Source organism: Martelella radicis, assembly GCF_014196625.1.
In the GTDB taxonomy this organism is placed as follows: Bacteria; Pseudomonadota; Alphaproteobacteria; order Rhizobiales; family Rhizobiaceae; genus Martelella; species Martelella radicis.
This window is the reverse complement of the sequence record NZ_JACIDZ010000005.1, coordinates 162,502-187,572: the sequence shown is the minus strand read 5'-3', so window position 1 is coordinate 187,572 and position 25,071 is coordinate 162,502. Positions and strand designations below refer to the sequence as shown.

Genomic DNA, 25,071 nt, shown 5'->3' with positions numbered 1-25,071 from the left:
ACTCCGGCCAAGCGCACGGCATTCAAGTTCCGCAACCACGCCCGTTCATCATCTTTCGCTGCTTTTCATCCCTTTCAGAATGACCGCTTTCCACCGATCGCTTCCCAAAAAGCCTGCGGCGGGAACTTCCGGCATAAAGCGTTCCCGGCAGTGAGCACAGCTTTGGACACTACAAATCCATATTGTCGTTAAGAAATATTAAAAATCGAGCCGGATCGGTGCTTTTGACGATCGATTTGTTTTTTTTGTGGGCCGGTGGCGACCGGGGGCTAAACCGGTTTGTTAGTCGTTTGTTTACCTAAATCTGAAAAACATGGTGCGGAAATCCTGCGCGATCAGGCCTGAGGACGGTCTTTCGCAGCGAAGCCGAGGTGTGCCGTATCATGATGAACGCAATTGCCTATCAGATCAGGACCGGATGCCGCGCGGCACTGGCCCTCATTGGGGTAGGCTTGCTCGCGGGGTGTGCCGGCAACCTCATGCCCTATACCGCGAATGTCCGCAACCTCATGCCCGAGGAAGCCGTAGTCATGCCTCCGCCGGGCGGGCCGGCGATCATCTCGGTGCTGGAGACGCAGTATTCGAACGCCATCGACCAGCGCATCCTGTTGCGCACCGATGCGCGCACGCCGGGGCAGAACTACATCAACGCCATCTTCTTCGGGACGCGCAATTATTCCCCCATGAACGGCAGGGCGCTCGACTATCGCGCCGTCACCGACCTTCGCGTCGACGAAGAAATGCGCGAGGAGCTTTCCGGCGTCAGGATGACGCAGTCGCCCTACTACGTTCAGAACAACTACGGTCCGTTCGGCTATGCCTTCGGTTACGGCCGCGGCGACGACCTGTGCATGTATGGCTGGCAGCAGATCAGACCCGGGCGCGACACGCGCGCGGCCTTCGGCCAGGCCGGCACGATCCAGATCAGGGTCCGCTTCTGCGAAAGCGGCGCGAGCGAGGACGATCTGCTCGGCATCATGTACGGCTATACCGTCAATGCGGCCGTCGAGGCCTATGGCTGGAACCCCTATGGCGAGCAGGCAGCCCCGCCGCCGCTTCTGGGCGAGACCGGCGCGCCGGTCTATCCGCGCCGGGCCTATGACGACCGCTCGGAGCGTGTCGCCGATACCGAGAAGGTTCTTTCGGGCTCGACGACCCGTTCTACAACGACCCGGACAACCACCACCACGACCCGCGCCGCCGCGCCGGTTGCGACCGGCGACGAGATCAGCGTCGATGTCGTGCGCCTTCCTCCCGGAAGCCTGCCTTCGGGTGGCTATGTCAATGTGCCGCCGGCGCCGGGGCTGTCGCCATCGTCCGTGACGTCGCCGCAAGGCGCGCTGCCGGCTACGGGTTCGTCGCTGCCCACGCCCGGCCGTCAGACGCCCGCCGCAACACCTGCGCCTGCCTCCGCCTCTTCCACCACAGCGCCTGCCGCCGCGTCTTCGTCCGCTGCGTCGCCTGCCGCCGCCACGCGCTCCATTCCGGTACCGGCACGGCCTGCTGCGTCGGCGACGACCAGCGCCGCGCCTACCGCCGCCGCGACCCGTGCGCCGGCCACCACGACGCGTTCCATTCCGACGCCGCCCTGCCGGCTTCTGCCGGGGTCGACGACGGTCAGTTGCGAATAGAGACCGTGCGAGGGGGCGCTCAGCCAATCAAATTTCCGTGCGGGTTGGAGCGCGCCTTACTTCCATGCATAGTGGCATCCTAGAAAAAACAGGGTGCGGTCAGGTGAAATCTTGCGCAGACAGCTTTCATTGGGGTACGGAACCGGCGACCGGTCTGGCAGGGTCCGCAACCGAGCAGGCTGGCGCGCCCTGTCGTTTTCCCGAAAAATGGCGCGATGGAAAACAATTCTTAGGTTTCTTTGCCTTAGGGTGGGAAGAAATTCATGCCAGCCTTTAGGAAGGGTGTCGCCTGATGCGTAGGGCCGCAATCGTCATTGCCTGGATCATCACGTCGATCTTCGTGCTGGGTCTCGTCACCCTGCCGATTGATCTGCGCACCCAGATTGTGGTCAGCGTCGTCGCCGTCGCTGTCATGACGGTGCTGAAGCAGATGCATGCGGAGGGCAACTGGCGGCTGATCGCACTCGCCTTCGGCACCTCGATCGTTCTGCGCTACGTGTTCTGGCGCACGACCAGTACGCTGCCGCCGATCACCGAACTCCAGAACTTCATACCCGGTCTCCTGCTTTACTTCGCCGAGATGTTCTCGGTCTGCATGCTGGCGCTCAGCCTGTTTGTGGTCTCCTTTCCGCTGCCGGTGCGCCCGCGCTGGGGGAAGCTTGAGGGCGATCTGCCTTATGTCGACGTCTACGTTCCCTCCTACAACGAGGATGCCACGCTTCTGTCCAACACGCTGGCCGCCGCCAAGGCGATGGACTACCCGCCTGAAAAGCTGAAGGTCTATCTTCTCGATGACGGCGGGTCCGAACAGAAGCGCAACTCCAAGAACCTGGTGGAGGCAAGTCTCGCCCAGACGCGCCACCGGGAGCTGAGGCAGATCTGCGCTGAGCTCGGCGTCGGCTATATCACCCGGCCGCGCAACGAGCACGCAAAGGCCGGCAATATGAACCACGCGCTTCAATACACCACCGGCGATCTGATCGTGGTGTTCGACGCCGACCATGCCCCGACCAATGATTTCCTGCAGGAAACCGTCGGCTACTTCATGGAAGATCCCAGGCTCTTCCTCGTCCAGACCCCGCACTTCTTCATCAACCCGGATCCGCTGGAGCGCAATCTGAGGACCTACGAGATCATGCCGAGCGAGAACGAAATGTTCTACGGCATCATCCAGCGCGGCCTCGACAAGTGGAACGCATCCTTCTTCTGCGGGTCTGCGGCGGTTCTCCGGCGCGAGGCGCTCAATTCCGTGAACGGCTTTTCCGGCGTCTCGATCACCGAGGACTGCGAAACCGCCGTGGAACTTCACTCCAACGGCTGGAACAGCGTCTATGTCGACCGGCCACTCATCGCCGGTCTGCAGCCCGCGACCTTTTCGAGCTTCATCGGCCAGCGCAGCCGCTGGGCCCAGGGCATGATGCAGATCCTGCGCTTCAAGTTTCCGATCCTCCTGCGCGGGCTCACCCTGCCGCAGCGTCTGTGTTACATGTCCTCCAACCTGTTCTGGCTGTTTCCCTTCGCGCGCGCATCCTTCATGATCGCGCCTTTGTGCTATCTGTTCTTCGGCCTGCAGATCTTCGACGCGTCCGGCGGCGAGTTTCTCGCCTACACGCTCTCCTATCTGATCGTGAACATGCTGATCCAGAACTACCTGTTCGGGCAGTTCCGGTGGCCGTGGATTTCCGAACTCTACGAATACATCCAGACCATCCACCTGATGCCCGCCGTCGTCTCCGCGATCATCAACCCGAAGAAACCCTCCTTCAAGGTGACGGCCAAGGACGAGTCGATCGAGCAGAGCCGGCTGTCCGAAATCAGCCGCCCGTTCTTCATCATCTTCTTCATCTTCGTCGCTGCGATGGTGATGATGGCCTACAGGCTTTATGCGGAGCCCTATCTGGCTGGCGTTACCTGGGTTGTGGGCGGCTGGAACTTCCTGAACCTGTTCCTGACGGCAGCGGCCCTCGGCGTCGTCTCGGAAGTCGGCGAGCGGCAGAAGGCGCGCCGGGTGAAGATGTCGCGGCGCTGCGAACTGGTAATCGGCGACAGCGTCTATCGTGGCACCATCGAGGATGTGTCGACTGACGGCGCCGGCCTGCAGGTGCAGGTGCGTGATCTTGACAGGCTGCGCCCCGGCACGCATGCGCTCTTGCGCGTCGAGCCGCACAAGGGCGGAGATCCGGGCGAGGTGCCGGTGATGATCCGTCACGCGCGTTCGCTGGGTGAGCTTGCCATGGTTGGCTGCCGCTATGCGCCGGTTTGCAGCCTTCATCATTCGGTGATCTCGGACCTTATGTTCGCCAATTCCGATCGCTGGCAGCAGCTTCTGCAGTCGCGGAAGAACGATCCCGGCACGCTGGGCGGCACGTTCTGGTTCATCAAGATGTCGATCAGGCAGATGGGGCGCGGCCTCAGCTATTTCATCGGCAAATACCAGCCCAATACCGGTGGAGTCGTGGTCAGGGGGAAGGGCAAGAGCTGATGAGACGGATCCTGCTTTTCATTGTAGTTCTGCTTGCAGGCCCGGTGATCGCCGCGGCGCAGACGACGCCCGAGGCGGCCGCGCCCTTCGACATGGGCTCGGACGGATCAGGTCCGCCGCCGCGCGCGGTGGAACCGGCGTCGCCGCAACCGGCTACGACAACCGTCACGACGCCGCAGACCACCGAGCGCCTGCCTTTCTTCCGCTATGTCATTCCCGCCGACCAGATGCGGATCGAGGGCGAGAATGTCGAGCGTTCCTGGTCGATGTACCTGACCGAGGAGCAGGCGCGGTCGGCGGCCAAATTCAACATCGGCTATCAGAACTCGATCTTCGTTGCCCCCGAATTCTCGAAGCTGACGATCTCCTTCAACAATGTCGAGATCGCCACGCCGCCGCTGTCATCGTCGGAGCGCAAGTCCGACCTGCGTTTCGACGTGCCGGAAGGCGTGCTCAAGCCCGGCTACAACAACGTTTCCTTCAAGATCAAGCAACGACACCGGACCGATTGCGATCTGGAATCCACCTATGATCTCTGGACGGATATCGATCCGGAACGCACCTTCCTCATGTTCGACAACCCCGATGCGGGTCTGATGTCGACTACGGACGATATCCGCGCCGTCGGTGTCGACGCCATCGGCCGTACCCAGTTCCATATCGTCGCGCCGGGGCTTTCCGACACGATTGCCGCCGATCCTCTTCTGGAGCTGGCGCAGGGGCTTGCGCTTCTGGCCGATATGCCGAACACCTTCTATACCTATTCGAAGTCCGAGCCGGTGAAATTCGCCTCCGGCGTGCTTCCCGTCTATGTCGGCACGCCCGCCGAATTGCGGCCGCTGCTTGGCGATGCGCTTCCCGATATCGGCACGACCCAGTCGGCACGCTTCATCTCCACCAACGCGCTCGGCCAGAGCGTGCTCGTGCTGGTGGCGCCATCCTGGCAGCGCATCGGTCCGCTGATCGACGGCATTACCGCGCCTGCAGCCCGCTCGGCCGCGCAGAAGGACGAGGCCTACTCCACCCATTCATGGCGCAAGCAGGATACGCAGCTTCTGACCGGGCATCGCACGCTGACCTTCGAGCAGCTCGGCATCCCGACGCAGGAATTCTCCGGGCGCGTCTTCCGTGCCGAATTCGCCATCGGCCTGCCTGCCGATTTCTATGCCGACGCCTATGGCGAGGCGCGGCTCCTGCTCGATGCCGCCTACGGGCCGATCGTGCTTCCCGGCAGCCGCCTTCATGTCTTCGTCAATGACCAGCTTGCCGCGACATGGCCGATCAGCACGGTCAATGGCGCTGTGCTGCGCCGCACGCCGGTCAGGTTCACCATGCGTCACATGCGCCCCGGCGTTAACAAGATCGTTCTCGAGGCAGCGCTTCTGACCAAGGAAGACGCCGCCTGCCTGCCTGGGCAGACCGCCGACGACACGCCGCGCTTTGCCGTCTTCGACACCAGCGAATTCGAAATGCCCAATTTCGGCCGCGTCGCGCAGGTCCCCAATCTGTGGGGGACAAGCGGAACCGGCTTTCCCTATTCGCGCCACGAGGACCGCATTCCCTTCTATATGGACAGCCTGAACGGCGACACGATGGGCGCGGCCTCCGATTTCGTCGCCAAGCTCGCCAATGCCGCCCGTCACCAGATTCCGGTCGACGTGGTGCACTCGGTTGATGATGTCGGCGATGGCGACGCGATCTTTCTCGGTGCGATCGGCACCTTGCCGGCGCAGGCGTTGCGCGAAACCAAGGTCTCCCAGACGAGCCGCAGCGTGTGGACGCAACAGGTCGGAGGCGAGGCCAATTACAACGAAGCGCCGGAGACGACGATCGAGGAATGGGACGAGGCGGTGACGGCCGGCTGGTACAACTGGATCTTCGAGGTGGAGAAATATCTGAAGCGCAATTACGATCTCTCCTTCGAGACGCTGCGCTTCCTGCCCCGTCCGGATACCGATTACCTGCCGCCGAACTCGATCTCGATGATCGTCGCCCAGGAGCCGAGCCCCAACGATGACGGGGCGTGGACGATGATTGCGGCGCCGACCCACGAAAACCTGGAAAACGGCATGCAGGCGCTAACGAAACGCCAGCACTGGGATGCCGTGCAGGGGCGGACAACGACCTATAACCGCAATACCGGCGTGATCGACAATATCGGCATAGGCGCGACGGTCTTCATTTTCGATACGCCCTTTTCCGTCAACAATGTCCGGCTGGTGCTGACCAACTGGTTCTCGACCAACACCATGTCCTTCTCGCTGGCGCTGGTGATCGGAACAGTCCTGCTGGGCATTGCCACCAAGCAGATGCTGACCCGCTTCGGCCGTTACGACGAGTAGGCCGCCTCAATCCGGATCTGCGGCAAGCGTCTGAAAGCCGATGGCCGCCGCCCCGGCCAATCCCGGTTCGCCGCCGCTGGCGGCGGGCACGACCAGCGGGTGACGCTGCCTTGCGAGGGTGAGGGGACGCACCGCCTCATCGATGGCGGCGACGAAGGCGTGATCACGGGCAAGGCCGCCGCCGGCCGGCACGATCGTGGCGCCGGTGAGGTTTATCGCCATCGCAAGCGGACCGGAAAGAAGCTCAAGACAGGTCTTGACCGTCAGCGTAGGCTCTCGCCGCCCCGCATGCCAGCCGGACAGGATATCGGGCGCTGAAAGCGCCTCGCCATGCAGAAATGTGTGGAGGCGTTCCAGGCCGGGCCCGCCTGCAATGGTATCGACGCAGCCCGAAACGCCGCAGCCGCAGGCAAAATGCGGGATCGGCCTGCCACCGGCCGCAAGCGGCACGACGGGGCCGTGGCCCCATTCGCCGGCAAAACCCCCAGCCTTGTTGATCAGGTGTTTTCCCGAAACCAGTCCGCCGCCGACGCCGGTTCCGAAAATCACGCCGAAGACGATGTCGTGGCCGCGTCCGGCGCCGAATACCGCTTCGGCAACGGCGAAACAGTCGGCGTCATTGGCGATGATGACGGGCATGTCCATCCTCGCCTCGAGATCGGTCTTGAGTTCGGTACCATGGATTGCCGGTATATTGGCGACCACGAGCCGCCCGGTCTGCGGGTTGACGATGCCGGCAAGAGAGATGGCGATTGCCGCCGGGCGTTCCGGTTGCGCTTCGGCTATGGCCGAAATACGGGCCAGGAAGGCCTCGCGATCGGTGGCGGGCGTAGCAAAGCGGTCGACCTTTCCGGGCCGGGCGCCGTTGACCGCGGTTGCGGCCCGGATCGAGGTCCCGCCGATATCGAAACACAGGATTGCGCCGGCCATCATGTAACTCCCTTGGCAAGGGGCCTACGCGGTGACCTTCACCCGGTTTCGCCCTTCCGTCTTTGCGGTGTAGAGCGCCTTGTCGGCCAAATCAACGATATCCGGCTGGCTGGCCTGAGGGTTGAAGACGGAGATGCCGATGCTGACCGTGATATGATTTTCGCTGCCGTCGGGCAGGATCATCACATGCTCGGCGATCGCCTTGCGGACGCGCTCGGCGAGTGCAGCAGCCTCATAGGCTCTCAATCCCGGCATAATCATCACGAATTCCTCGCCGCCATAGCGGTAGGCGCGATCCTGCTTGCGGGCGTTGCGCGCAAGGACGTCGGCTACCTGGCGCAGCACGTCGTCGCCGGCGAGGTGGCCGTGGCTGTCGTTGAAGGCCTTGAAATGGTCGACATCGATCAGGAGCAGGGCGAATGCCTGGTTTGTCTCGCGCGAACTCTGAATCCGGGCGTCGAGCGCGCGGTCGAATTCGCGGCGGTTGTCCAGCCCGGTCAGTCCGTCTGCGCGCGCTGCCGCGGCGAGCCTTTCTTCCTGCAGGACAATCTGCTTCAGCATCGCGTTGAAGGCCTGGGCGACGGAGGCGAGCTCCGGCGGCACGCGCACGTCGATCTCCCGGTCGCGCTTGCCGTCGGCGACCCGCATGGCGCCCTCGACCAGCTTGTCGGTGCTACGGATCAGCGCCTGGTCGATGATGTAAATTCCGGCGGCGGCAAAGCATATCGCGAGGAGGCCGGCAATGATGGCGAAGATTTCCAGCCGCCGCATCACCTCAAGGGCGCGGGCATGGCTCTCCTCGTTCATCAGACGCATGGTTTCGGCAATGTCCTCGACCCGCTTGCCGGTCTCCGCGATCACGCTTTCGAAGCGGATCAGCGTTGGATCGGCGTTGTCGCCATCCGGCTCCACGCTGGCGGCGATGGTGAGAAGACCTGCCCATTGCTGCTCCACGCCCTCGAGGATCGGAGAAAAGGCGGGATAGGCGCTAGTCGTCTGCTCAAGGTCGCGCAGATGGGTCGCAATGTCGCGCTCGGCGGCTTCGAAATCGTTGCGATAATGCTCTTCCCCGCTATTGGCATAGTCATTGACCGAAGCCGCGATGTCCCAGAGATTGGCCTGGATCCGCTCAAGCGAGACGAGCACGCGGTGCTGGGTGTGAAGCACATTGCGGAAAGGTTCTGCAACTTGCTGGCGATATTGCGTGTACCAGACAGCGGAGAAAAGGATCACCGGCAGGAGCGCCAGAAGAAATCCAAAGACGAGCCATGCTCTCAGGGAAAGGCTCTGAAGCCATCGCCTGACCGGCCTGACTCTCATCTCTTCATCCATTCGGTTCGTCTCCAGCTTTCGTCGGTCCGCGCCGCCTCCGGAACGCAAAGTCCGTTATGCGTCAGGCGCTTGTCCTGGTCGCAACACCACGCCTCTCGCTTTGCCAAGGGCTGTGCGTAACATTGTTCATTGGGCCCTGCCGGGAGCCTCGCTATTGGTCGCGCGGCTCTGCCGACGCTGGAAAAGCGGAGGGTCTTGAGGCCGGTACTAAAACACTGCCTCGCCAAAAGGTTCAACAATCCGCAAGTTGTTTTCCGGTTGGCGGGAGCGCTTTCGCGGTCGTCACCGCCATGGCTTGCCTGAAGGAACGAAGGCATTATCGTGATCCTGTTCGCGAAGCCAAACCGCAAAGAGACGAAATCGCATGAACATCAAACAGCTCGAGGTCTTCCGCGCCGTGCTTTCGACCGGTTCGACGATGAGCGCGGCGAAAAGCACCGGGCTCAGCCAGTCCGGGGTCAGCCGTCTCATTCAGCAGCTTGAAACCGATCTCGACCTCACTCTGTTCCTGCGTGTGAAGGGGCGGCTGGTGCCCACGCCGGAGGCGCGGACGCTGGAGGCGGAGGCCAAGACCGTATTGCTCAACCTGGCGCGATTCAGCGAGCTTGCCGAGGAGATCCGCTCCGGCGCCTCGGAGACCGAGGTCGTCCGTATCGGCCTGCCGAACAGCATGTGGGAGAATTTCGCGCCCGCCATGCTGAAGGACTACCGCGATGATTTTCCGGGCGTGCGGGTGGAGACCTATTTCGAGACCACGATGACGATCCAGCGGATGATCGATCAGCGGGTGATCGATTTCGGCTTTCTGCGGCACGAAGGCGAGATCACGCCCGGCATTCATCTCGAAATCGTCGCCGAAGGCCGCAGCGTCGCCGTCATGCATCGCGACCACCCGCTTGCCGCCCATACCGTGATCAGGCCCGAGGACCTGCGCGGAGAGCCGCTGATCATGCTCGGCAGATTGCGGGCCCACCGCGTCATGCTTGACAGGCTGCTGCAGAACGAGGCCGTCAGGCCGGACGTGCGGATCGAAACCCATTCCAACTCATCGGCCTGCGCCTATGCTGCCCAGGGGCTGGGGATCGCGATTGCCTCGAGCTTCTACGCCAATCTCTACAAGCACCTGCCGGTTGTGCAACGGCTCTTCGAGCCCGAACTGACGCAGCGTTTCGGGATCGCAACCGCGGAAGGCGTGCCAATGTCGCTTGCCGCGACCGGGTTGATGGCGGCGCTGAAACGGCAGATCGAGCGCTCCCAGGTTGCCGGCTGAAGGTCCGAACCTATGAGGGTCTCGCCACGATGAACGCCCGACTTGCTAGGCGCATCCGCATATTACTATGAAGAATTTCATAATATTGCAGCTTCTTTTTCGCTCCGTCATACTTTTTGTCAATAAACAGGCCTGCCGCCCGAAAGGCAGGCATTCGAGGGGTATAAATGCTGCGATTCTTTCTCCACCGCGTGGCGATGGCGATACCGACGGTCATCATCGTCTCCATCGCCGTCTTCGGGCTGATCCGGCTCATTCCGGGCGATCCCGCCGCGCTCATGCTCGGCGATATGGCCGACACCAAGCAGATCGCCGAACTGCAGAGCGAGCTCGGTCTGGACAAATCGCTTCCGCAGCAATTTCTGATCTGGACGGAAAATGCGCTTTCCGGCGATCTGGGCCGCTCGATCGTGAATGACGAGCCGGTTCTGCCGCTGGTAGCCTCGCGTTTCGTCATCTCCGGTGAAATCGTCCTGATCGCGGTGGTGCTTGCCGCTCTCCTTGCGGTGCCCGCCGGCGTGATCGCCGCCTGGAAGCAGAATTCCGCCGCAGACCTTGCTCTGGTCGGCACCGCGACGCTTCTCCTTTCGATCCCGACCTTCTGGCTCGGCCTGCTTCTTCTCCTTTTGTTCGGTCTCAAGCTCGGTTGGCTGCCGGTGCTCGGCTATGTGTCGCTGCGCGACAATTTCACCGAAGGCCTGATCTACATCATCATGCCGGTGGCGACACTGGTGATGCACGAGATGGGCGTTCTCCTGCGCATGGCGCGCGCCTCGACGCTGGAAGTGCTGCGTCTCGACTACATCACCCATGCCCGCGCCAAGGGCTTGTCTGAAATGGCGGTCCTCTGGCATCACGCCTTCAAGAACGCTTTCGGCCCCACCTGGACGATGATTGGCCTCATCCTCGGCAATCTTCTCGGCGGCATCGCAGTCATTGAGACCGTGTTCTCGATCCCGGGCCTTGGCCGGCTGATGGTCGACAGCATCTTCCAGCGGGACTATCCGGTCATTCAGGGGTGCCTGCTGTTCGTCGCGCTCTCCTATGTCGTCGTCAATCTGATCATCGATCTCTTCTATCCGCTGTTCGACCCCCGGGTGACGGCGCAATGAGAAAGTTTTCCTATAACGCCCTCATCGGCGGTTTCCTGATCGCCACGCTTCTCATCGTCGCCCTGATCGGCACGGTCTGGACGCCCTACAACCCGCTGCAACTCGATTTCCTCGCCCGTCTGGAGCCGCCGAGCGCTCTTCACTGGCTCGGAACGGACGAGTTCGGCCGCGACGTCTTGAGCCGGATCATGGTCGGCGCCGGCGCCAGCGTCTGGATCGGCACGCTGACTGTTTCCTTCACCGTCGTCGCGGGAACGCTGATCGGCCTTGTCAGCGGCTATGCCCGCGGCCTGACGGACGGGCTGATCATGGCGGTCAACAACGCGCTGCTCGCCTTTCCCGGAATTCTTCTGGCGCTTGGCCTGCTCGCGGTCTTCGGGGCAAACCAGTACGGCATCATCTTCGCGCTCGGCATTGCATATACGCCATCGATGGCGCGGCTGGTGCGCGGCGTGGTGATGACATTGCGCGAATCCGAATTCATCGAGGCCTCGAAGCTGATGGGCAACAGCGAGTTCTATACCGTGGCCCGCCATATCCTGCCCAATTGTTTGGCTCCGATGTCGGTGCTGGCGACCACCATGTTCGGCTGGGCCATCCTGTCGGAAAGCGCGCTGTCCTTTCTCGGCCTTGGCGTGCCGCCGCCGGCGCCGACCTGGGGCAACATGCTGGCCGCCGGCCGGCCGTTCATCGAGCAGGCCGTCTGGCTCGGCGTCTTTCCAGGACTCTGCATCGCGTTGACGCTTCTCGGCATCAATCTTCTGGGCGACGCTCTCAGAGACAGGCTCGACCCGCGCATGAGGGGGCTGAAATGAACAAGGACATCCTCCTCTCCGTACGCAACCTGACGCTTTGCCGCGGCGATGGCGCGAAACTGGTCGACGGCATCTCCTTTGACGTCCGTCCCGGCGAAATCTTCGGTATTGTCGGCGAATCGGGCTCCGGAAAGACGCTGGCGACCCGAGCCCTTATGGCGCTTCTGCCGGCAGGCATCACGCCGACCACAGGCGAGACGGTGTTCGAGGGCCAGGACACGCTCGCCATGAGCCCGCGCGACCTGCGCTCACTGCGCGGCGCGCGCATCGGCATGGTGTTCCAAGAGCCGATGACCTCGCTCAACCCTTCCATGGTGATCGGACGGCAGCTCGAGGAAGGGCTGAAACTGCATACGGGACTTTCGCCGTCAAAGCGCCGGGAAGCGATCCTCGCCATGCTGGAGCGGGTCGGCATCGTCGAGCCGGAACGGGCGCTGTCGGCCTATCCGCATGAATTCTCCGGCGGCATGCGCCAGCGCATCATGCTCGCCTCGGTGATGCTGCTGAAGCCGGCGCTGCTTGTCGCCGACGAGCCGACAACGGCGCTCGATGCGGTGATCCAGCGCGACGTTATGGAGTTGATGGTGGAGCTGACACGGGCCGAGGGTACGGCCGTGCTGCTGATCAGCCATGATCTGCCGATGGTGGCGCGCTACACGAGCCGCATCGCGGTTATGGAAAAGGGCGTTGTCGTCGAAAGCGGCACGACCGAGGATATTCTGACCAGACCGCAGCATCCCTATACCCGCAAGCTCCTCTCCTCGCTTCCCGGGCGCGGCGAAACGCGCGCCTTTCAGAGTGAAGACGTGCCAGTGCTCGCCGTCGAGGATGTGATCGTCGATTACCTGAAGGCCGGCGCGCTGTTTCGACAGAGCCAGGCCAAGCGCGCGCTGCATGGCGTCTCGGTGACGATCCGTCAGGGAGAGGTGGTGGCCCTCGTCGGTGGTTCCGGTTCGGGAAAGACGACGCTCGGCCGCACCATCGCGGGGCTGATCCACCAGACTTCGGGCGAGATCCGTTTCGGCGGCCGTCCGCGCGAGGAGGATTGGGCGACCTATCGGCGAAGCTGCCAGATGGTGTTCCAGGACCCGTATTCCTCGCTCGACCCGCGCATGACCATCCTGAAACTCGTGGAGGAGGCGCTGCGCACCATGCCCGGCCTCTCTTCCGCCGAGCGACGGCGACGGGCACTCGCCACGCTCGCCGAGGTCGGCCTGCCGGAGGAATTCGCCAACCGGCTGCCGCATGAGCTCTCCGGCGGACAGCGCCAGCGTGTCGCCATCGCCCGCGCCGTCGTACGCCAACCGAAATTGCTGATCGCCGACGAACCGGTCTCCGCGCTTGACGTGACGGTCAGGGCTCAGGTGCTCGCCCTCTTTGCCGACCTGCAGAAGAAGCATGGTTTCTCCTGCCTGTTCATCAGCCATGACCTGTCGGTCGTCGAGCAGATCGCCGACCGGGTGATCGTGATGCAGCATGGCGAGATCGTTGAGGAAGGGCCGCGCGACGGAATTTTCGACAACCCGCAGCATGCCTATACGCGACGTCTGCTCTCCGCCATTCCCGCGCTCGATTTCAACGAGACCGGCGGCGTGAAACTCAAATGGCGGCTGGAAGACTGACATGAACATGAGAACCGAAAACACCGAAAAGACCGCCGCCGCGCTTGCGGAGATCTGTAATGCACAGGACTTCACCGTGCGCTTCAAAGTGAAGAACATGCTCACCGGCGAGGTGATCGAGCGTGGCGCGAGCGAAGAAACGCCGTCGGCGTCCACCCGCAAGATCTCGATCATGATGGCGGCGCTGAAGGCCATTCACGAAGGAAGGCTGAGCTTCGACGAGAAGATCACCTACGAGCCGCGCCACGCCGAACAGGTGGCAAGCGGCGTGTTGCGGCATATGACGCCCGGCATGGTGCTGTCGCTGCGCGACGCGATCGCCGGCATGATCACGCTTTCCGACAATGTCTGCACCCATATGGTGTTCGAACGGCTGACGCTCGAAGAAGTCTCGGCCTATTGCGCGGCGATCGGCATGTCGGGGACGCATCACCGTTTCCTGATCCCACCGATCGCGCTGGCGCATGATCATCCGCTCGACGCGGTGACGGTAACGACGGCGGCCGACCAGGTGATGCTTCTCGATACCATTCTGTCTGCCCAGAGCGACGCCGAAGCGGCCGCGCGGCTCGGTCTTTCGCAGGATCTTTCGGCCTTCGCGTTGAAAATGCTGAAATCACAGGTCCTGCGCTACGGAATTCACTCGCGCCTTCCCTTCGACACGGTGATCGCCAGCAAGGGCGGCCGGGGCAAGCGCGGGCGAATGGATGCGGGCATCGTTTATCGCGATGGTGCGCCGCTCTTCATCCTCGCCGCCTATACGGACGGGGTTCCGCTTACCATGCCGGACGGGCTTCCCGGCTACACGGTAGCGCTTGAAACGATCGGCCGGCTGGCCCGCGCCTGTTTCACCGGACTTTGAAGGCTTCTCAAAAAACCAACAGCAAGAGGGACGAACATGAAGAAACTGATACTGGCCAGCACCATGCTGGTGGCACTCACCCAGGCGGCCGATGCCCGCGACATCGTCGTCGCGCTCTCCTCCGACCTGCGCTCCAATGATCCGGGCGTCAATCGCGACGGCAACACCGACGCGATCATGATGCACATGATGGAAGGTCTCGTCGGTTACACGGAAAACGGCGCCGTAAAGCCGCTGCTCGCCAAGTCCGTGTCCATGTCCGAAGACGGTCTGACCTACACGTTCGACCTGCGTGACGACGTCACCTTCCACAATGGCGACAAGATGACGGCAGACGACGTGGTCTGGAACATGAACCGCTACATGAATCCTGACAATAAATGGCGCTGCCTGCCGGATTTCGACGGCAGCCGGGTGGTCAAGCTCACCGGTATCGAAAAGGCCGATGACGACACCGTGACGATGACGATTGCCCAGCCGTCCGCGGTTTTCCTCGGCCTGATGGCGCGTCCGGAATGCGGCTTCACCGGCATGCTCTCGCCGAAATCGGTGGGGGATGATGGTAGCTTCGTCGCCCCGATCGGTACCGGGCCGTTCAAGTGGGATACGTGGAAGAAGGGCGAATATGTTCATCTGATCAAGAACGACGCCTATGTCTCGCCGGAAAATGACGGCAAGCCCGATGGCACGGTCGGTGCCAAGGCGCCGCTGGTCGAGGGGGTCAAGTTCATGGTCGTTCCCGACGCAGCGACGGTCAAGGCCGGCATCCAGTCCGGCGCGCTCGATCTTGCCGAGGTCTCGCCCGATCTGATGCCGGAGTTCAAGGACCGGGATGACAGCAAGCTGATCGTTGCCGTCAATAATGGCAAGAACCTGTTTTACATGCAGACCCGCGATCCGGTGATCGCCAATCCGGGCGTGCGCCGGGCCATGGCCATGGCGCTCGATCTGCCGCAGCTTGTCGCGGCCGCCTCCAACGGAACCGGCAAGGCCAATTGCTCGATGATCGCCACCAATTCGATCTACTACAGCGAGACCCAGCAGAAATGCCTGCCCTACGACATCGAGGCGGCGAAGAAGGAACTGAAGGAGGCCGGTTATAATGGCGAGCCGATCACCATCATCGCCAACCGCCGCGGCAATGTTCCAAGCTACCCGGCGGCAATCATCGCCCAGGCGATGATGCAGCAGGCAGGCCTCAATGTTCAGATCGAAGTGCTCGACTACGCGACCCAGGTGGAGCGCCGCCGCTCGGGCAATTACCAGGTGATTTCGCAGTCGGTCTCGCCGCGTCTCGACCCGGCGCTGATGATGAGCTTCTATGTCGGCGACAAGGACGAGAACACCTCGCTGATGTGGGAAAATCCGAAAGCAGTCGAACTGCTCGACGCCGCCTATCGCGAGACCGATCAGGACAAGCGTCAGCAGATCTTCGATGATTTCCACACGCTGATGCTTGCGGACATGCCGGGCCTGTTCATGTACGACATGGTCGACATCTGGGCCGCCGCCAAGGGCCTTGAGGGCGCTCCGGTCTGGCAGGGCAATCCCCGCGTCTGGGAAATCACGGTCGACTGATTGCCTTTCGCTGCAGCGTCGTTCCGGCGGCGCCGCACCTTCCTTTCGACAAATGGATCACGCGGCCCGCCGGACGGGCCGCGCGAGCCTTCACGACCCAAAAAGCTGTATCTCAGCACTCAGGACCCCAAGCATGACGCTAGCGATCGAACAACTCGCGGACGAAATCGAGGCATTGAAGCCGGAATTCATCGAACTTTCCGACCGGATCTGGGACCTGGCCGAACTGAAATTCGAGGAATTCGGCTCGGCGAAGCTCCAGTCCGCGCTTCTGGAACAATACGGTTTCCGCGTGACCCGTGGCCTTGTCGGCATGGAGACCGCCTTTGTCGGCGAATATGGTTCTGGCAAGCCAGTGATCGCCATTCTCGGCGAATTCGACGCCCTTGCCGGCATGAATCAGATCGCGGGCATCGCCGAGGAAATATCCGACAGGCCGGGCGCCAGCGGGCATGGCTGCGGCCACAACCTCCTAGGCGCGGGCTCGCTTCTGGCGGCCGTGGGTCTTGCCCGCCATCTGGAAACTGCCGGCCTGTCGGCCACCGTACGCTACTATGGCTGCCCGGCAGAGGAAGGGGGCGGAGCCAAGACGATCATGGCCGAGGCCGGCACTTTCGATGATGTCGACCTCGCGCTGACCTGGCACCCCGCGCCGTTCAATGGCGTGCGATCGACCAATAATCTCGCGGTGATCGAATATGAGATCCGCTTCAAGGGCACGGCCTCCCACGCCTCCAACGCCGCCCATCTCGGGCGTTCGGCGCTCGATGCGCTGGAGCTGACCAATATCGGCATCAATTTCCTGCGCGAGCACATGCCGACCGACTGCCGCATTCATTATGCGATTACCGATGCCGGCGGCGTGGCTGCGAATGTCGTTCAGGCGCGCGCGGCCGGTCGCTATATGGTGCGTGCGCCCGAGATCGTCGGCGCCCGCGCGCTGGCGGAGCGGGTGACGAAGGTCGCGGAGGGGGCGGCGCTGATGACCGGGACGAGCCTCGAAATCGAGCTCGGCAAGGCAACCAACAGCCTTCTCCCAAACATCACGCTGGAAACGGCAATGCATGAAGAGATGACGGCACTCGGCCCGGTGCCCTTCGATGAAGCTGACGAGGCCTTCGCCAGGGACATCCAGTCGACCTTCTCACAGGAAGCGATCGACAGCAGTATCAGGCTCTACCAGATCAAGGGCGACGCGCTCTCCAACAAGCCGGTCGATAGCTCCATGCCGCTGCATCGGGGCCTGAGGGCTTTCGAGGGTTATTCCCATTTCCGTGCAGGGTCGACCGACGTCGGAGACGTAAGCTGGGTGACGCCGACGGCGCAATGCTGGGCGCCCGCCTGGGCGATCGGCACCAATCCGCACACATGGCAGGTGGTTGCCCAGGGCAAGAGCGCGGCTGCGCACAAGGCTCTTGTCCACGCTGCCAAGGCTATCGCAGCGACCGGGCTGAAGGCGGTCTCGGAACCGGACCTGATTGCGCGGGCACGCGGCGAATGGACAGAAAAGACCGGCAAGCGCCGCGATGAAACTCGCTCCGCAGAAAAGGCTCTGCCTGCGCGCGCATAAGCGTCCAGTGCGTTTGCTGGAAAAGTGGATACCGGTCTTCCGGTCGCCAGATGTTTCCATCCGACTGCGACATGCTTCAATGCCGCGCTGGAAGCCAGGCAGGCCCCGCCTCTTGTCTGGCCATGGCGCGGGCAGCATGCCCTTAGCGCCCGCTCACGCGGACGCCTCTCTGGAGCGCAATTGGGTTCGCGGATTGATCAACCGCGTTCCAGCAGGGCGAAGGCGAATTCGAGGTCATGGCGGGTCTGTTCGAAGAGTTCATCGACGGTCAGACGCGTTTCACCACCGTCAGCGTCTATGTCCAGATACTGATAGACAACATTTGGTCTGTAGGAATTCAAGGGCTTTCGCATGGCGCTGCGGACGTGACGGACGCTGCCATCCGGCCTTTGAATGGCAAAGCAGCCAGCATGTTTTTCCCGGCCAAACAGCCAATTATATCCGCCAAGCTGTTCGACTGCCGTTCGCAGGATGGTCTGATCCTCCAGGGATGCGCTAGCTTCGATGGCGTTTTCGAGTTCGGGGTGCACGAACATGTGCCGGTACTGCCGGCCCTGAATCTGCACCTCCAGACGCGGAATGTGCTTCGCGGCATCCGGCACGACGACGAAACTTGCGCACGGTGTCGCTCGAAAGAGGTCCGTCCAGATCAAGACATGCTTGCCCGAAGGCGTCTCACCGCCGCGGTACGCAACAGTCATGTGATCTGACAAGCGCGCGCCCATCTGACGGGCGAAAATCTGAGCCTGATACTTCGACAGAGTGTCATGGAATCCGATCCTGGATAGCTCGCCGTAGTAGGCGTTCCTTCCGAACCAGTATTCATTCTCTATCGACGCGGCATCAAATGCGCTCTCGCAAATCAGGCCGAGGTTGCGGATGAGATTGATATATTCCTCGATGAACAGGCTATCGCGTGCGTTGCCGACATCTTCCGTTTCCAGCCACTTGGTCATCAACAGGTGCAGTTGGAGATAGGTGATTGATAGCCATCCGCTTGCCGAATTATCGAACGGCACCAGAGACAAGACGACCCGGCTTGCGGCGTCCGGAAAAGTGGTTTCCGCATAGCGGTTTAGCTGCGCCGGCCTGACAACGTCCTTGACCTTGTTTTCGATGATCAGGCGAGGTCTTGTTTCACCGGCTGAAAACACAGCGATATCGATATGCTTGTATTCGCGTCTGATTTGCCAGGGGCCGGTGCCCTCCACGCCGAATATGGCCAGCGACGACGGGTATTGCTCGAAAAGCCATGCCAGAAAATTCGTATGGAACAGCTCGCGGGAGCCGAGTGACATGCGATATAGCGGCGACTGGTTGAGCCAATCCACCGCAGCCTTCCGCACATCATCCATGAAACACCCTTGCGACTTCGTCCCGAACGGGCGATGCCCTGATTCTGATGTGCTACATTGCCGGCTTGTCGTTGCCGGTTCAAGGAAGCTCAAGGTAAACGTCGCGTATATGGCGGCGTTCCGTCTTCTGTTCGACGTAACATGCGGAGCCGGCCGAAGTCCGGGGTGCCTGCTGCTTGTCGGACCGGTTGGCGCGACGCCGACTGTTTTTGGCTGTCAGATCCCCTGTGGCTTCGAGGAGCCGACTTTGCCCAGTCTGTTCTTGACCCACCCATATACTTCATTGGTGTGACGCTCGAACAGCCACCAGACGAGCGCGCTCCAGCCGACAGCAACCAGGAAAAACGTGAAAAAGAGAGCCAGCGAATAAGGTGACACGGGAAATCTCTCCGGAGCAAATCCGACCATAACGATGAGAGTCAAAAGGGGGATATGGGTCAGATACAACGTGTAGGATATTTCGGAAATTGCATGAGATGTGGCTGAAAAACCGGGAATTTTCGTGCGAAAACTCGCCAGTCCGGGAAGTGCCAGCGCAACGATTAGGCCGAGTTCAAGGTCATTGAAGTTTGGCGACAGCTTGGTGGCGACAAGGCACAGGGGTATCGCTAGCGTTGAGAGGATTTGCACCGCCGGCATTCTGAAAATGCGGCCGCCGATCTGGGTTTTGAACGACAGCGCGGCAAAAGCGCCGGCAGTCCAGATCAGTGCACCTTCATAGAAACTGGCGGGAATTATGATCAAGCTCAGGATCAAAACGACGACGCCAATAGCTTTCGACCGAAAAGCGGATTTTGACATACAGAGCCAGAAGATGAGCGGAATTGTTACATAGTACCAGAATTCGTTTGCCAGACTCCAGGTTGGCCCATTGCTACCGAAGGTCGGCGTGAAAATGGTCTGAACAAACAAAAGCGTTCCGATAAACGATGTGAGCGTAAGGCCATCCTTATCTGCGCCAAGGCCTGGGCCGGATGGATAGGTCTCTGTGAATATCCCGTCATATCCGACACCATCGGTCAGTCTTAACCCGATGCTGTCGAATATGAGCGTCAATAACAACGCCGGTATCAGTACGATCCAGAGGCGGGACAATCGCCTTGCATAATACAGAGGCCATGACAGCCTGTCTGAAAGCGTGTCGGAGAAGGCCTTTCCGCCAACAAGGTATCCGCTCAAGGCGAAAAATATGATCACGGCTTCGTGTGAAAGCCCCGTCAGAAGATAAAAAATCCTGCCTCCGATCCCTACACTGTCTCCCTCAGCTATGATCTGACTGTAATCCACGATCAAATAGGCGCGAAGGTGGCCGCCAAGCACCAAAAAGGCCGCGGCGCCTCGCAAAAAATCCAAATTATAAAGCCGGTTCAATGTTCAAATCCGTTAAGTGAAACTAGGTAAAATTGAGATCATAAAAGCAATCGTTTGGCGAAAATATACCGCGAGCCTGCGACGTTGAACAGAGCCAAGCCTAGAGAAATATTGGAGTCTGACCTTAGCCGATCTTACCGAAAACGGGGGGCGCAAACGCATATTCTGCGGTAAGAGAGCCGGTTCTCGAACCCTCCAGAGTTTTCTGACGGTCGTCGGGCGAGCCGTGAAACACACCCGCAGAACAAAGCGGCGGACCCGAAAATCCTTGCGCCTGGGCCAGATGCGGATTGTCCCGAAACCTGCAGCGCATCTCCTGACGTGCATCCCTTTCTCGCCAGGGCGAGCCGTATGGCGGGTGTCAGCTCCGACCGGCAGGCCGCCACGCAACAAGGGCCTTCGCTGTCAGAGAAAGCCCTCGAATAACTCGTTGATGCGCCGACCACCAGGAGAAGCAAATGACCTGCTGATCGGTTCGGAAAAAGCAGGAGCACCTTGAGCATAACGCCCCAAGCAGAGATTTATTCTTAGAACAGCGTCATCCCAGTTCGGCCAAGTCTGCAATTCTGGTTCAGACCAAATAAGAGACAGCTCACCTGACAGAGTGAAAACGAAGCGTTCACGGCACTCCTTGTCTCAGGGAATGGTGGGCGTTGATGGCAATTTTTGGTCCGGATACAGCGCGGTGACGGGAACACAAAAAGCTTTCCTGCCGCCAGCGTCGCAATCGTGGTCGAAGGAGGGAAACCATGCCAGTGGCAACTGTTCATTATAGGCGCATGTCGAAAACCTATCGTAAGCAGAAGTGCGGCACAGAGCAAATTGGCCAGACGGGCAGTCTGCGGCACAAGCAGGTGCCGTTCCGTACCATTGCCCTTTGTCAATGATGTCCTGCAATCCAGGAGGCGGCGGGCCGCCACTCGGATTTCCGCTCAAAGTAGGGCCGCCCGTCACATATGGCTGCGGCATGCAGAATGCCTTGCGCCCAGAACTGCAATAGTGGCCGCTTCCGGGCGGCTTCATCGCTGACGTATATGCGCATGATCCGTGAGCTGAGACGCAGTACGCAATGGTAGGGAAAGGTCCGCCGTGCGGATCGCAATCGCCGGAGCATGCCGGCGCCGTCCCTTTCCACCAACCTTCCGGATACCAGTTGTCGGGAATCCACCCTGCAGCCTGCCCGGCAAAATAGCTGAAGGAGTCAGCATTGTTTTGCGCCTGTGTAGGATTCCTCTCCGCGAGTTTGCGGCAGTTTGATTCGCCATAGGCGTCGTCCTCAGTTCCGAAGAAATGCGTTACCTCATGATAGATCGTATCGATTTGATCCGAGGCGTCCGCCTCAAAGAATGCCGGACAGAGCCAGATTGTGTCATTCTGGCCGTCCTGCACATAGGCAAGAGTGTCTTCCTCGCAATCGTTCGGCGGCGGTGAGCAGTTGATTGTTGTTGTCTGGCTTTTGAAATGGGCGGCGACGTGTTCTATGACGGCCGCAACGCTGTCTTTGGCAGTTTGCGACGAAAATTTGCCGAACCAAGTGTTGGACAATGACCCTGCAAGCAATTTATCGGTCCAGTCATAGGCAATCGCGGCGTTAGCCGTTGCGGCGGTATAAGCGCTCCTTATGGCCCCCACTTGAGGAACAGTGTTGCAGCCTACGAGAAACGGGCCGGCGGCCAAGCTGCTGGGCGGCCTTCCTGATAGTGGAAGTTCCGATGGACTTTTGATGTCCCTGCTCGGAGCAGGGTCGCCGACGACTTTGAATCCGGTTTGATCGCACTCAAGCCGGAGATACTCAAACGCGTCCTTTGTATGTGGCGGCTTGCCGTCCCCTTCTTCGATAAAATCCTGGGCGATGAAATGAGGAACAACCAGGTAATCCCCATATTCGGAAAGATCGAAGATTTTTCCGAGGTCGATCGTCGCGAATTTGCTTTCGCCGGGCGCGAAGAATACATATTGATCGGCCGAAGGGTTGCCGCGGTTGATATGCTTTCCTTTGAATTCAACCGGTATTCCATTGCGGAACACGTCCAGGTTGTTGTCTGTTGGTCGATCCTCTAGAGGTAGATTCCAGTCGAGGATGTAGATCCCCTTGTCTGCCTCCGGATTCCTGAGCGAGAATCGAAAAATCACCGGCTCGCCCGCGCGAAAGACCGTCTTCACGGGCAAGAACTCGCATTTCAAGTGAGGCGAGGCCATGGAAATTGCGGGGAAGACAAAGAAGGCAAGTGCGACAAAAAAGCGGAGCATCGGCAGACCTCGCGGTGATTTTGGTTGCACGTAATATTTCTGCATTCAGTAGTTATTTAGGTAAATTTGCTACCATAAATAGTATTTTGCTGCAAGCTGAAATGCGTCATGCATCTGGCGTGGTAAATCACGCCGGGCTTTGCGGATTGCAAGGTCACGCTTGGACTCTCAGAGAATTCCCGGTTTCCGCGATGCCAGAATGATCTTCTTCCCGGATTTCGTCAGCGTGTCCGCGTTTCTGGAGCACTTCCCGGATCTCGAATACGCCGCCGATCCAGAGGTCAATCTCTTTGGATAGAGATCGCGCAACTGTGGGAGCGCTGTGGGTGCAAAGGTTTAATATTCTTATGTGTTTGGAGGGGCAACGCTTTATACTACCGGGTGTAAGCGTTGATCTTTCCGGTTTCGGATGGACGACCGGGCGAGCGACAGAGGTGAGGCGAAGGAGGATATGGGGCGGCCAGGTCCGATAAACCTAGAGCGCGCTACGCAAAAAGGGCCTTCGCCGTCAGCGAAAGCCCTCGAATATCAATAAACTGGATGGTGGGCGTGACAAGGATCGAACTTGTGACCCCTACGATGTCAACGTAGTGCTCTCCCGCTGAGCTACACGCCCATCCGTGGCGCGGTGTATTCCAAACTTTGGCGACGGCGTCAACTGGTTTTTGAAGCTTTTTTGTCGCTTTGCGCTTTCCCTCGCTGAAGCCCGGATGAAAACGTCCTCGCCGGCTTTTCGATCAGCCGGGCGACAAGGCAAGATCACGGATCGGCGCGGCAATCGAATGCATGGGTGTTGGCCTAGACGCCGAGAACCTTTTCCACCTCGTCGACGAGATCGCGCAGATGAAATGGCTTTGAAAGAACCTTGGCATCCTTGGGCGCGGCCGAATCGGCATTGAGCGCGACCGCGGCAAAGCCGGTGATGAAGATGACCTTCAGATCGGGGTCGAGCTCGGTCGCCCGGCGCGCAAGTTCGATGCCGTCCATCTCCGGCATCACGATGTCGGTCAGAAGCAGCGAGAACGGTTCCTCGCGCAGCCGGTCATAGGCGCTTGCGCCATTGTCGAAGGCGGCAACCTGGTAGCCGGCCTTTTCCAGCGCCTTCACCAGGAAACGGCGCATGTCGTCATCATCTTCCGCGAGAAGAATTTTCAGTACCATCGGCTCAACCATATCGGCGCATTGAGGCTTTTTGTCTTAACCGGTCTGATAGACCCTATGTCGTAAACAAGCAATAAAGAGGGCCTCAAACTTTCCCGTGCCCGGTTAACGGTCTTGGCAGGGCAGGCCGGAGCGCGTAAATCTCGGGTATGAAGGGAGTGACAGTGACCGGCAGACATGACCCCAGTTTCAATGGCGATGCGCGCTCTTTCGAGGTGATCCGTCCCGAGCGCCAGACGCTGCCGCTGGTTTTCAATTCACCCCATTCCGGCCGGGTCTACAGCGCTGCCTTCCTGGCTGAAACCAGGCTCGACGCCCACGAAATCCGACGCTCGGAAGACCTTTATGTCGATGAACTGTTCGCCATGGCGCCGGCCTTCGGCGCGCCGTTGCAGCGGGCCTTCTTTCCGCGCGCCTTCCTCGACGTCAACCGTGAACCTTTCGAACTCGATCCGCGCATGTTCGCGGGCGCGCTTCCGTCCCATGTCAACATGACCTCCATGCGGGTTGTCGGCGGTCTCGGCACGATTCCGCGCATCGTGGCCGAAAACATGCCGATCTACGACCGTCCGATCGATGCGGCGATCGGCCTCGCACGGATCGAGGAGATCTACCGACCCTATCATCAGAGCCTCAAGCAATTGCTGCAGGAAACAAAGCGCCGGTTCGGGCGGGCAGTGCTGATCGACTGCCATTCCATGCCGGGCAGTGTCACGGTCGGCGGACACCGCAGGAGGCCCGATATCGTCATCGGCGACCGGTTCTGCACCAGCGCCTCGAGCGACCTCGCCTATGCGGCGATCTCGATCCTGGAGCGGATGGGGTTCGTTACCGCATACAACAAGCCCTATGCAGGCGGCTTCATCACCGAGCACTACGGACGTCCGGCATCCGATTGCCATGCGCTGCAGATCGAGGTCTCGCGCCGACTCTACGCCGACGAGCAGAGCTATGCGAAAAAGCCGGAATTCATCGCGCTGAAACAGGCGTTGACGTTGTTTATTCAGGAATTCGCCGCGTTTCTTGCCGATGACGAGGGCAGTTCCGGCCTTGCTGCGGAATGATCTTGTGCGCGGCGCGCCTGTCTTGCCCGGATTTCAAAAAAAACCGCGCTCTTGGCGCGGTTAAGTCTAGGGAGGAAACACCCAAGGAGGGTATTCACAGTCGAAAGACTGTATTTAAGAGAATAGATGACAATGCGATGACTGTCAAGCAGATTTGCCTGAAATTTACGCAACATCTACTATTGTCTAATTTTTACGCGCATTGCCGCTTTTTTATTTGCGCCTGCTGCGTGAGTGGGCGGAAACCGGCCGTTCCGGCGCAGCTTCTCAGAGGGGAGGGCGCAATTTGTTGTCATGCATGATTCCTTTCCGGTCGGAAAAACC

Annotated in this window: 17 protein-coding genes and 1 tRNA gene; 11 read left to right on the top strand and 7 right to left on the bottom strand. The window is 60.4% G+C overall.

The window, feature by feature from the left end; all coding sequences use genetic code 11:
- Nucleotides 1-383: 383 nt before the first annotated feature.
- The 3 genes from bcsN (at nucleotide 384) to GGR30_RS09595 (ending at nucleotide 6,455) form a co-directional block, all read left to right on the top strand.
- On the top strand, nucleotides 384-1,631 hold the full coding sequence (bcsN, locus tag GGR30_RS09605; RefSeq protein ID WP_183485475.1) for a cellulose biosynthesis protein BcsN: 1,248 nt from the start codon (nucleotides 384-386) through the stop codon (nucleotides 1,629-1,631).
- Nucleotides 1,632-1,923: 292 nt separating this feature from the next.
- Complete coding sequence (gene bcsA / locus GGR30_RS09600) at nucleotides 1,924-4,113, top strand: UDP-forming cellulose synthase catalytic subunit (protein WP_183485472.1); 2,190 nt, start codon at nucleotides 1,924-1,926, stop codon at nucleotides 4,111-4,113.
- Nucleotides 4,113-6,455, top strand: a complete 2,343-nt coding sequence (locus tag GGR30_RS09595; protein WP_183485468.1) for a cellulose biosynthesis cyclic di-GMP-binding regulatory protein BcsB — start codon at nucleotides 4,113-4,115, stop codon at nucleotides 6,453-6,455. The genes bcsA and GGR30_RS09595 overlap by 1 nt, the downstream gene beginning before the upstream one ends.
- A gap of 6 nt (nucleotides 6,456-6,461) precedes the next feature.
- Here the strand turns inward: GGR30_RS09595 and GGR30_RS09590 are convergent, their stop codons facing one another.
- Nucleotides 6,462-7,385, bottom strand: a complete 924-nt coding sequence (locus GGR30_RS09590) for an ROK family protein (protein WP_183485465.1) — start codon at nucleotides 7,383-7,385, stop codon at nucleotides 6,462-6,464.
- Nucleotides 7,386-7,409: 24 nt separating this feature from the next.
- Entirely contained in the window at nucleotides 7,410-8,717 is a 1,308-nt protein-coding gene (locus GGR30_RS09585) for a GGDEF domain-containing protein (RefSeq protein ID WP_183485462.1), read from the bottom strand.
- 364 nt (nucleotides 8,718-9,081) lie between these two features.
- On the opposite strand from GGR30_RS09585, the gene GGR30_RS09580 reads away from it, so the two are divergent.
- The 7 genes from GGR30_RS09580 (at nucleotide 9,082) to GGR30_RS09550 (ending at nucleotide 17,546) form a co-directional block, all read left to right on the top strand.
- A complete protein-coding gene (locus tag GGR30_RS09580; RefSeq protein ID WP_183485459.1) occupies nucleotides 9,082-9,987 on the top strand; it encodes a LysR family transcriptional regulator in 906 nt (301 codons plus the stop codon).
- 167 nt (nucleotides 9,988-10,154) lie between these two features.
- The gene (locus GGR30_RS09575; RefSeq protein WP_183485455.1) at nucleotides 10,155-11,099 is read left to right on the top strand and encodes an ABC transporter permease; all 945 of its coding nucleotides are present in this window, start codon (nucleotides 10,155-10,157) and stop codon (nucleotides 11,097-11,099) included.
- The gene (locus GGR30_RS09570) at nucleotides 11,096-11,914 is read left to right on the top strand and encodes an ABC transporter permease (protein WP_183485452.1); all 819 of its coding nucleotides are present in this window, start codon (nucleotides 11,096-11,098) and stop codon (nucleotides 11,912-11,914) included. The genes GGR30_RS09575 and GGR30_RS09570 overlap by 4 nt, the downstream gene beginning before the upstream one ends.
- Nucleotides 11,911-13,536 (top strand): ABC transporter ATP-binding protein, encoded by a 1,626-nt coding sequence (locus GGR30_RS09565; RefSeq protein WP_183485449.1) that lies wholly within the window; start codon nucleotides 11,911-11,913, stop codon nucleotides 13,534-13,536. The genes GGR30_RS09570 and GGR30_RS09565 overlap by 4 nt, the downstream gene beginning before the upstream one ends.
- A 1-nt stretch (nucleotide 13,537) precedes the next feature.
- Entirely contained in the window at nucleotides 13,538-14,398 is an 861-nt protein-coding gene (locus tag GGR30_RS09560; RefSeq protein WP_183485446.1) for a serine hydrolase, read from the top strand.
- Between the two features lie 36 nt (nucleotides 14,399-14,434).
- Nucleotides 14,435-15,976 carry an ABC transporter substrate-binding protein gene (locus GGR30_RS09555; protein WP_183485443.1) on the top strand — a complete coding sequence of 514 codons (1,542 nt, stop codon included), beginning with the start codon at nucleotides 14,435-14,437 and terminating at the stop codon, nucleotides 15,974-15,976.
- Between the two features lie 133 nt (nucleotides 15,977-16,109).
- Nucleotides 16,110-17,546: a M20 family metallopeptidase gene (locus tag GGR30_RS09550; RefSeq protein ID WP_246413714.1), complete on the top strand. Its 1,437-nt coding sequence runs from the start codon at nucleotides 16,110-16,112 to the stop codon at nucleotides 17,544-17,546.
- Between the two features lie 197 nt (nucleotides 17,547-17,743).
- Here GGR30_RS09550 and GGR30_RS09545 read toward each other — a convergent pair whose 3' ends face one another.
- From GGR30_RS09545 to cpdR, 5 genes are all read right to left on the bottom strand, one after another.
- The gene (locus GGR30_RS09545; protein ID WP_183485439.1) at nucleotides 17,744-18,901 is read right to left on the bottom strand and encodes a PDDEXK-like family protein; all 1,158 of its coding nucleotides are present in this window, start codon (nucleotides 18,899-18,901) and stop codon (nucleotides 17,744-17,746) included.
- 216 nt (nucleotides 18,902-19,117) lie between these two features.
- Nucleotides 19,118-20,272, bottom strand: coding sequence for an acyltransferase family protein (locus tag GGR30_RS09540; protein WP_183485436.1), 1,155 nt, complete (start codon nucleotides 20,270-20,272; stop codon nucleotides 19,118-19,120).
- Nucleotides 20,273-20,908: 636 nt separating this feature from the next.
- Nucleotides 20,909-22,567: a M35 family metalloendopeptidase gene (locus GGR30_RS09535; protein WP_183485434.1), complete on the bottom strand. Its 1,659-nt coding sequence runs from the start codon at nucleotides 22,565-22,567 to the stop codon at nucleotides 20,909-20,911.
- Nucleotides 22,568-23,063: 496 nt separating this feature from the next.
- A tRNA-Val gene (locus GGR30_RS09530) sits at nucleotides 23,064-23,138 on the bottom strand.
- Between the two features lie 182 nt (nucleotides 23,139-23,320).
- Nucleotides 23,321-23,683 carry a cell cycle two-component system response regulator CpdR gene (gene cpdR, locus GGR30_RS09525; protein WP_024708997.1) on the bottom strand — a complete coding sequence of 121 codons (363 nt, stop codon included), beginning with the start codon at nucleotides 23,681-23,683 and terminating at the stop codon, nucleotides 23,321-23,323.
- A 149-nt stretch (nucleotides 23,684-23,832) separates the two neighbouring features.
- On the opposite strand from cpdR, the gene GGR30_RS09520 reads away from it, so the two are divergent.
- A complete protein-coding gene (locus GGR30_RS09520; protein ID WP_183485432.1) occupies nucleotides 23,833-24,747 on the top strand; it encodes an N-formylglutamate amidohydrolase in 915 nt (304 codons plus the stop codon).
- Nucleotides 24,748-25,071 lie beyond the last annotated feature (324 nt).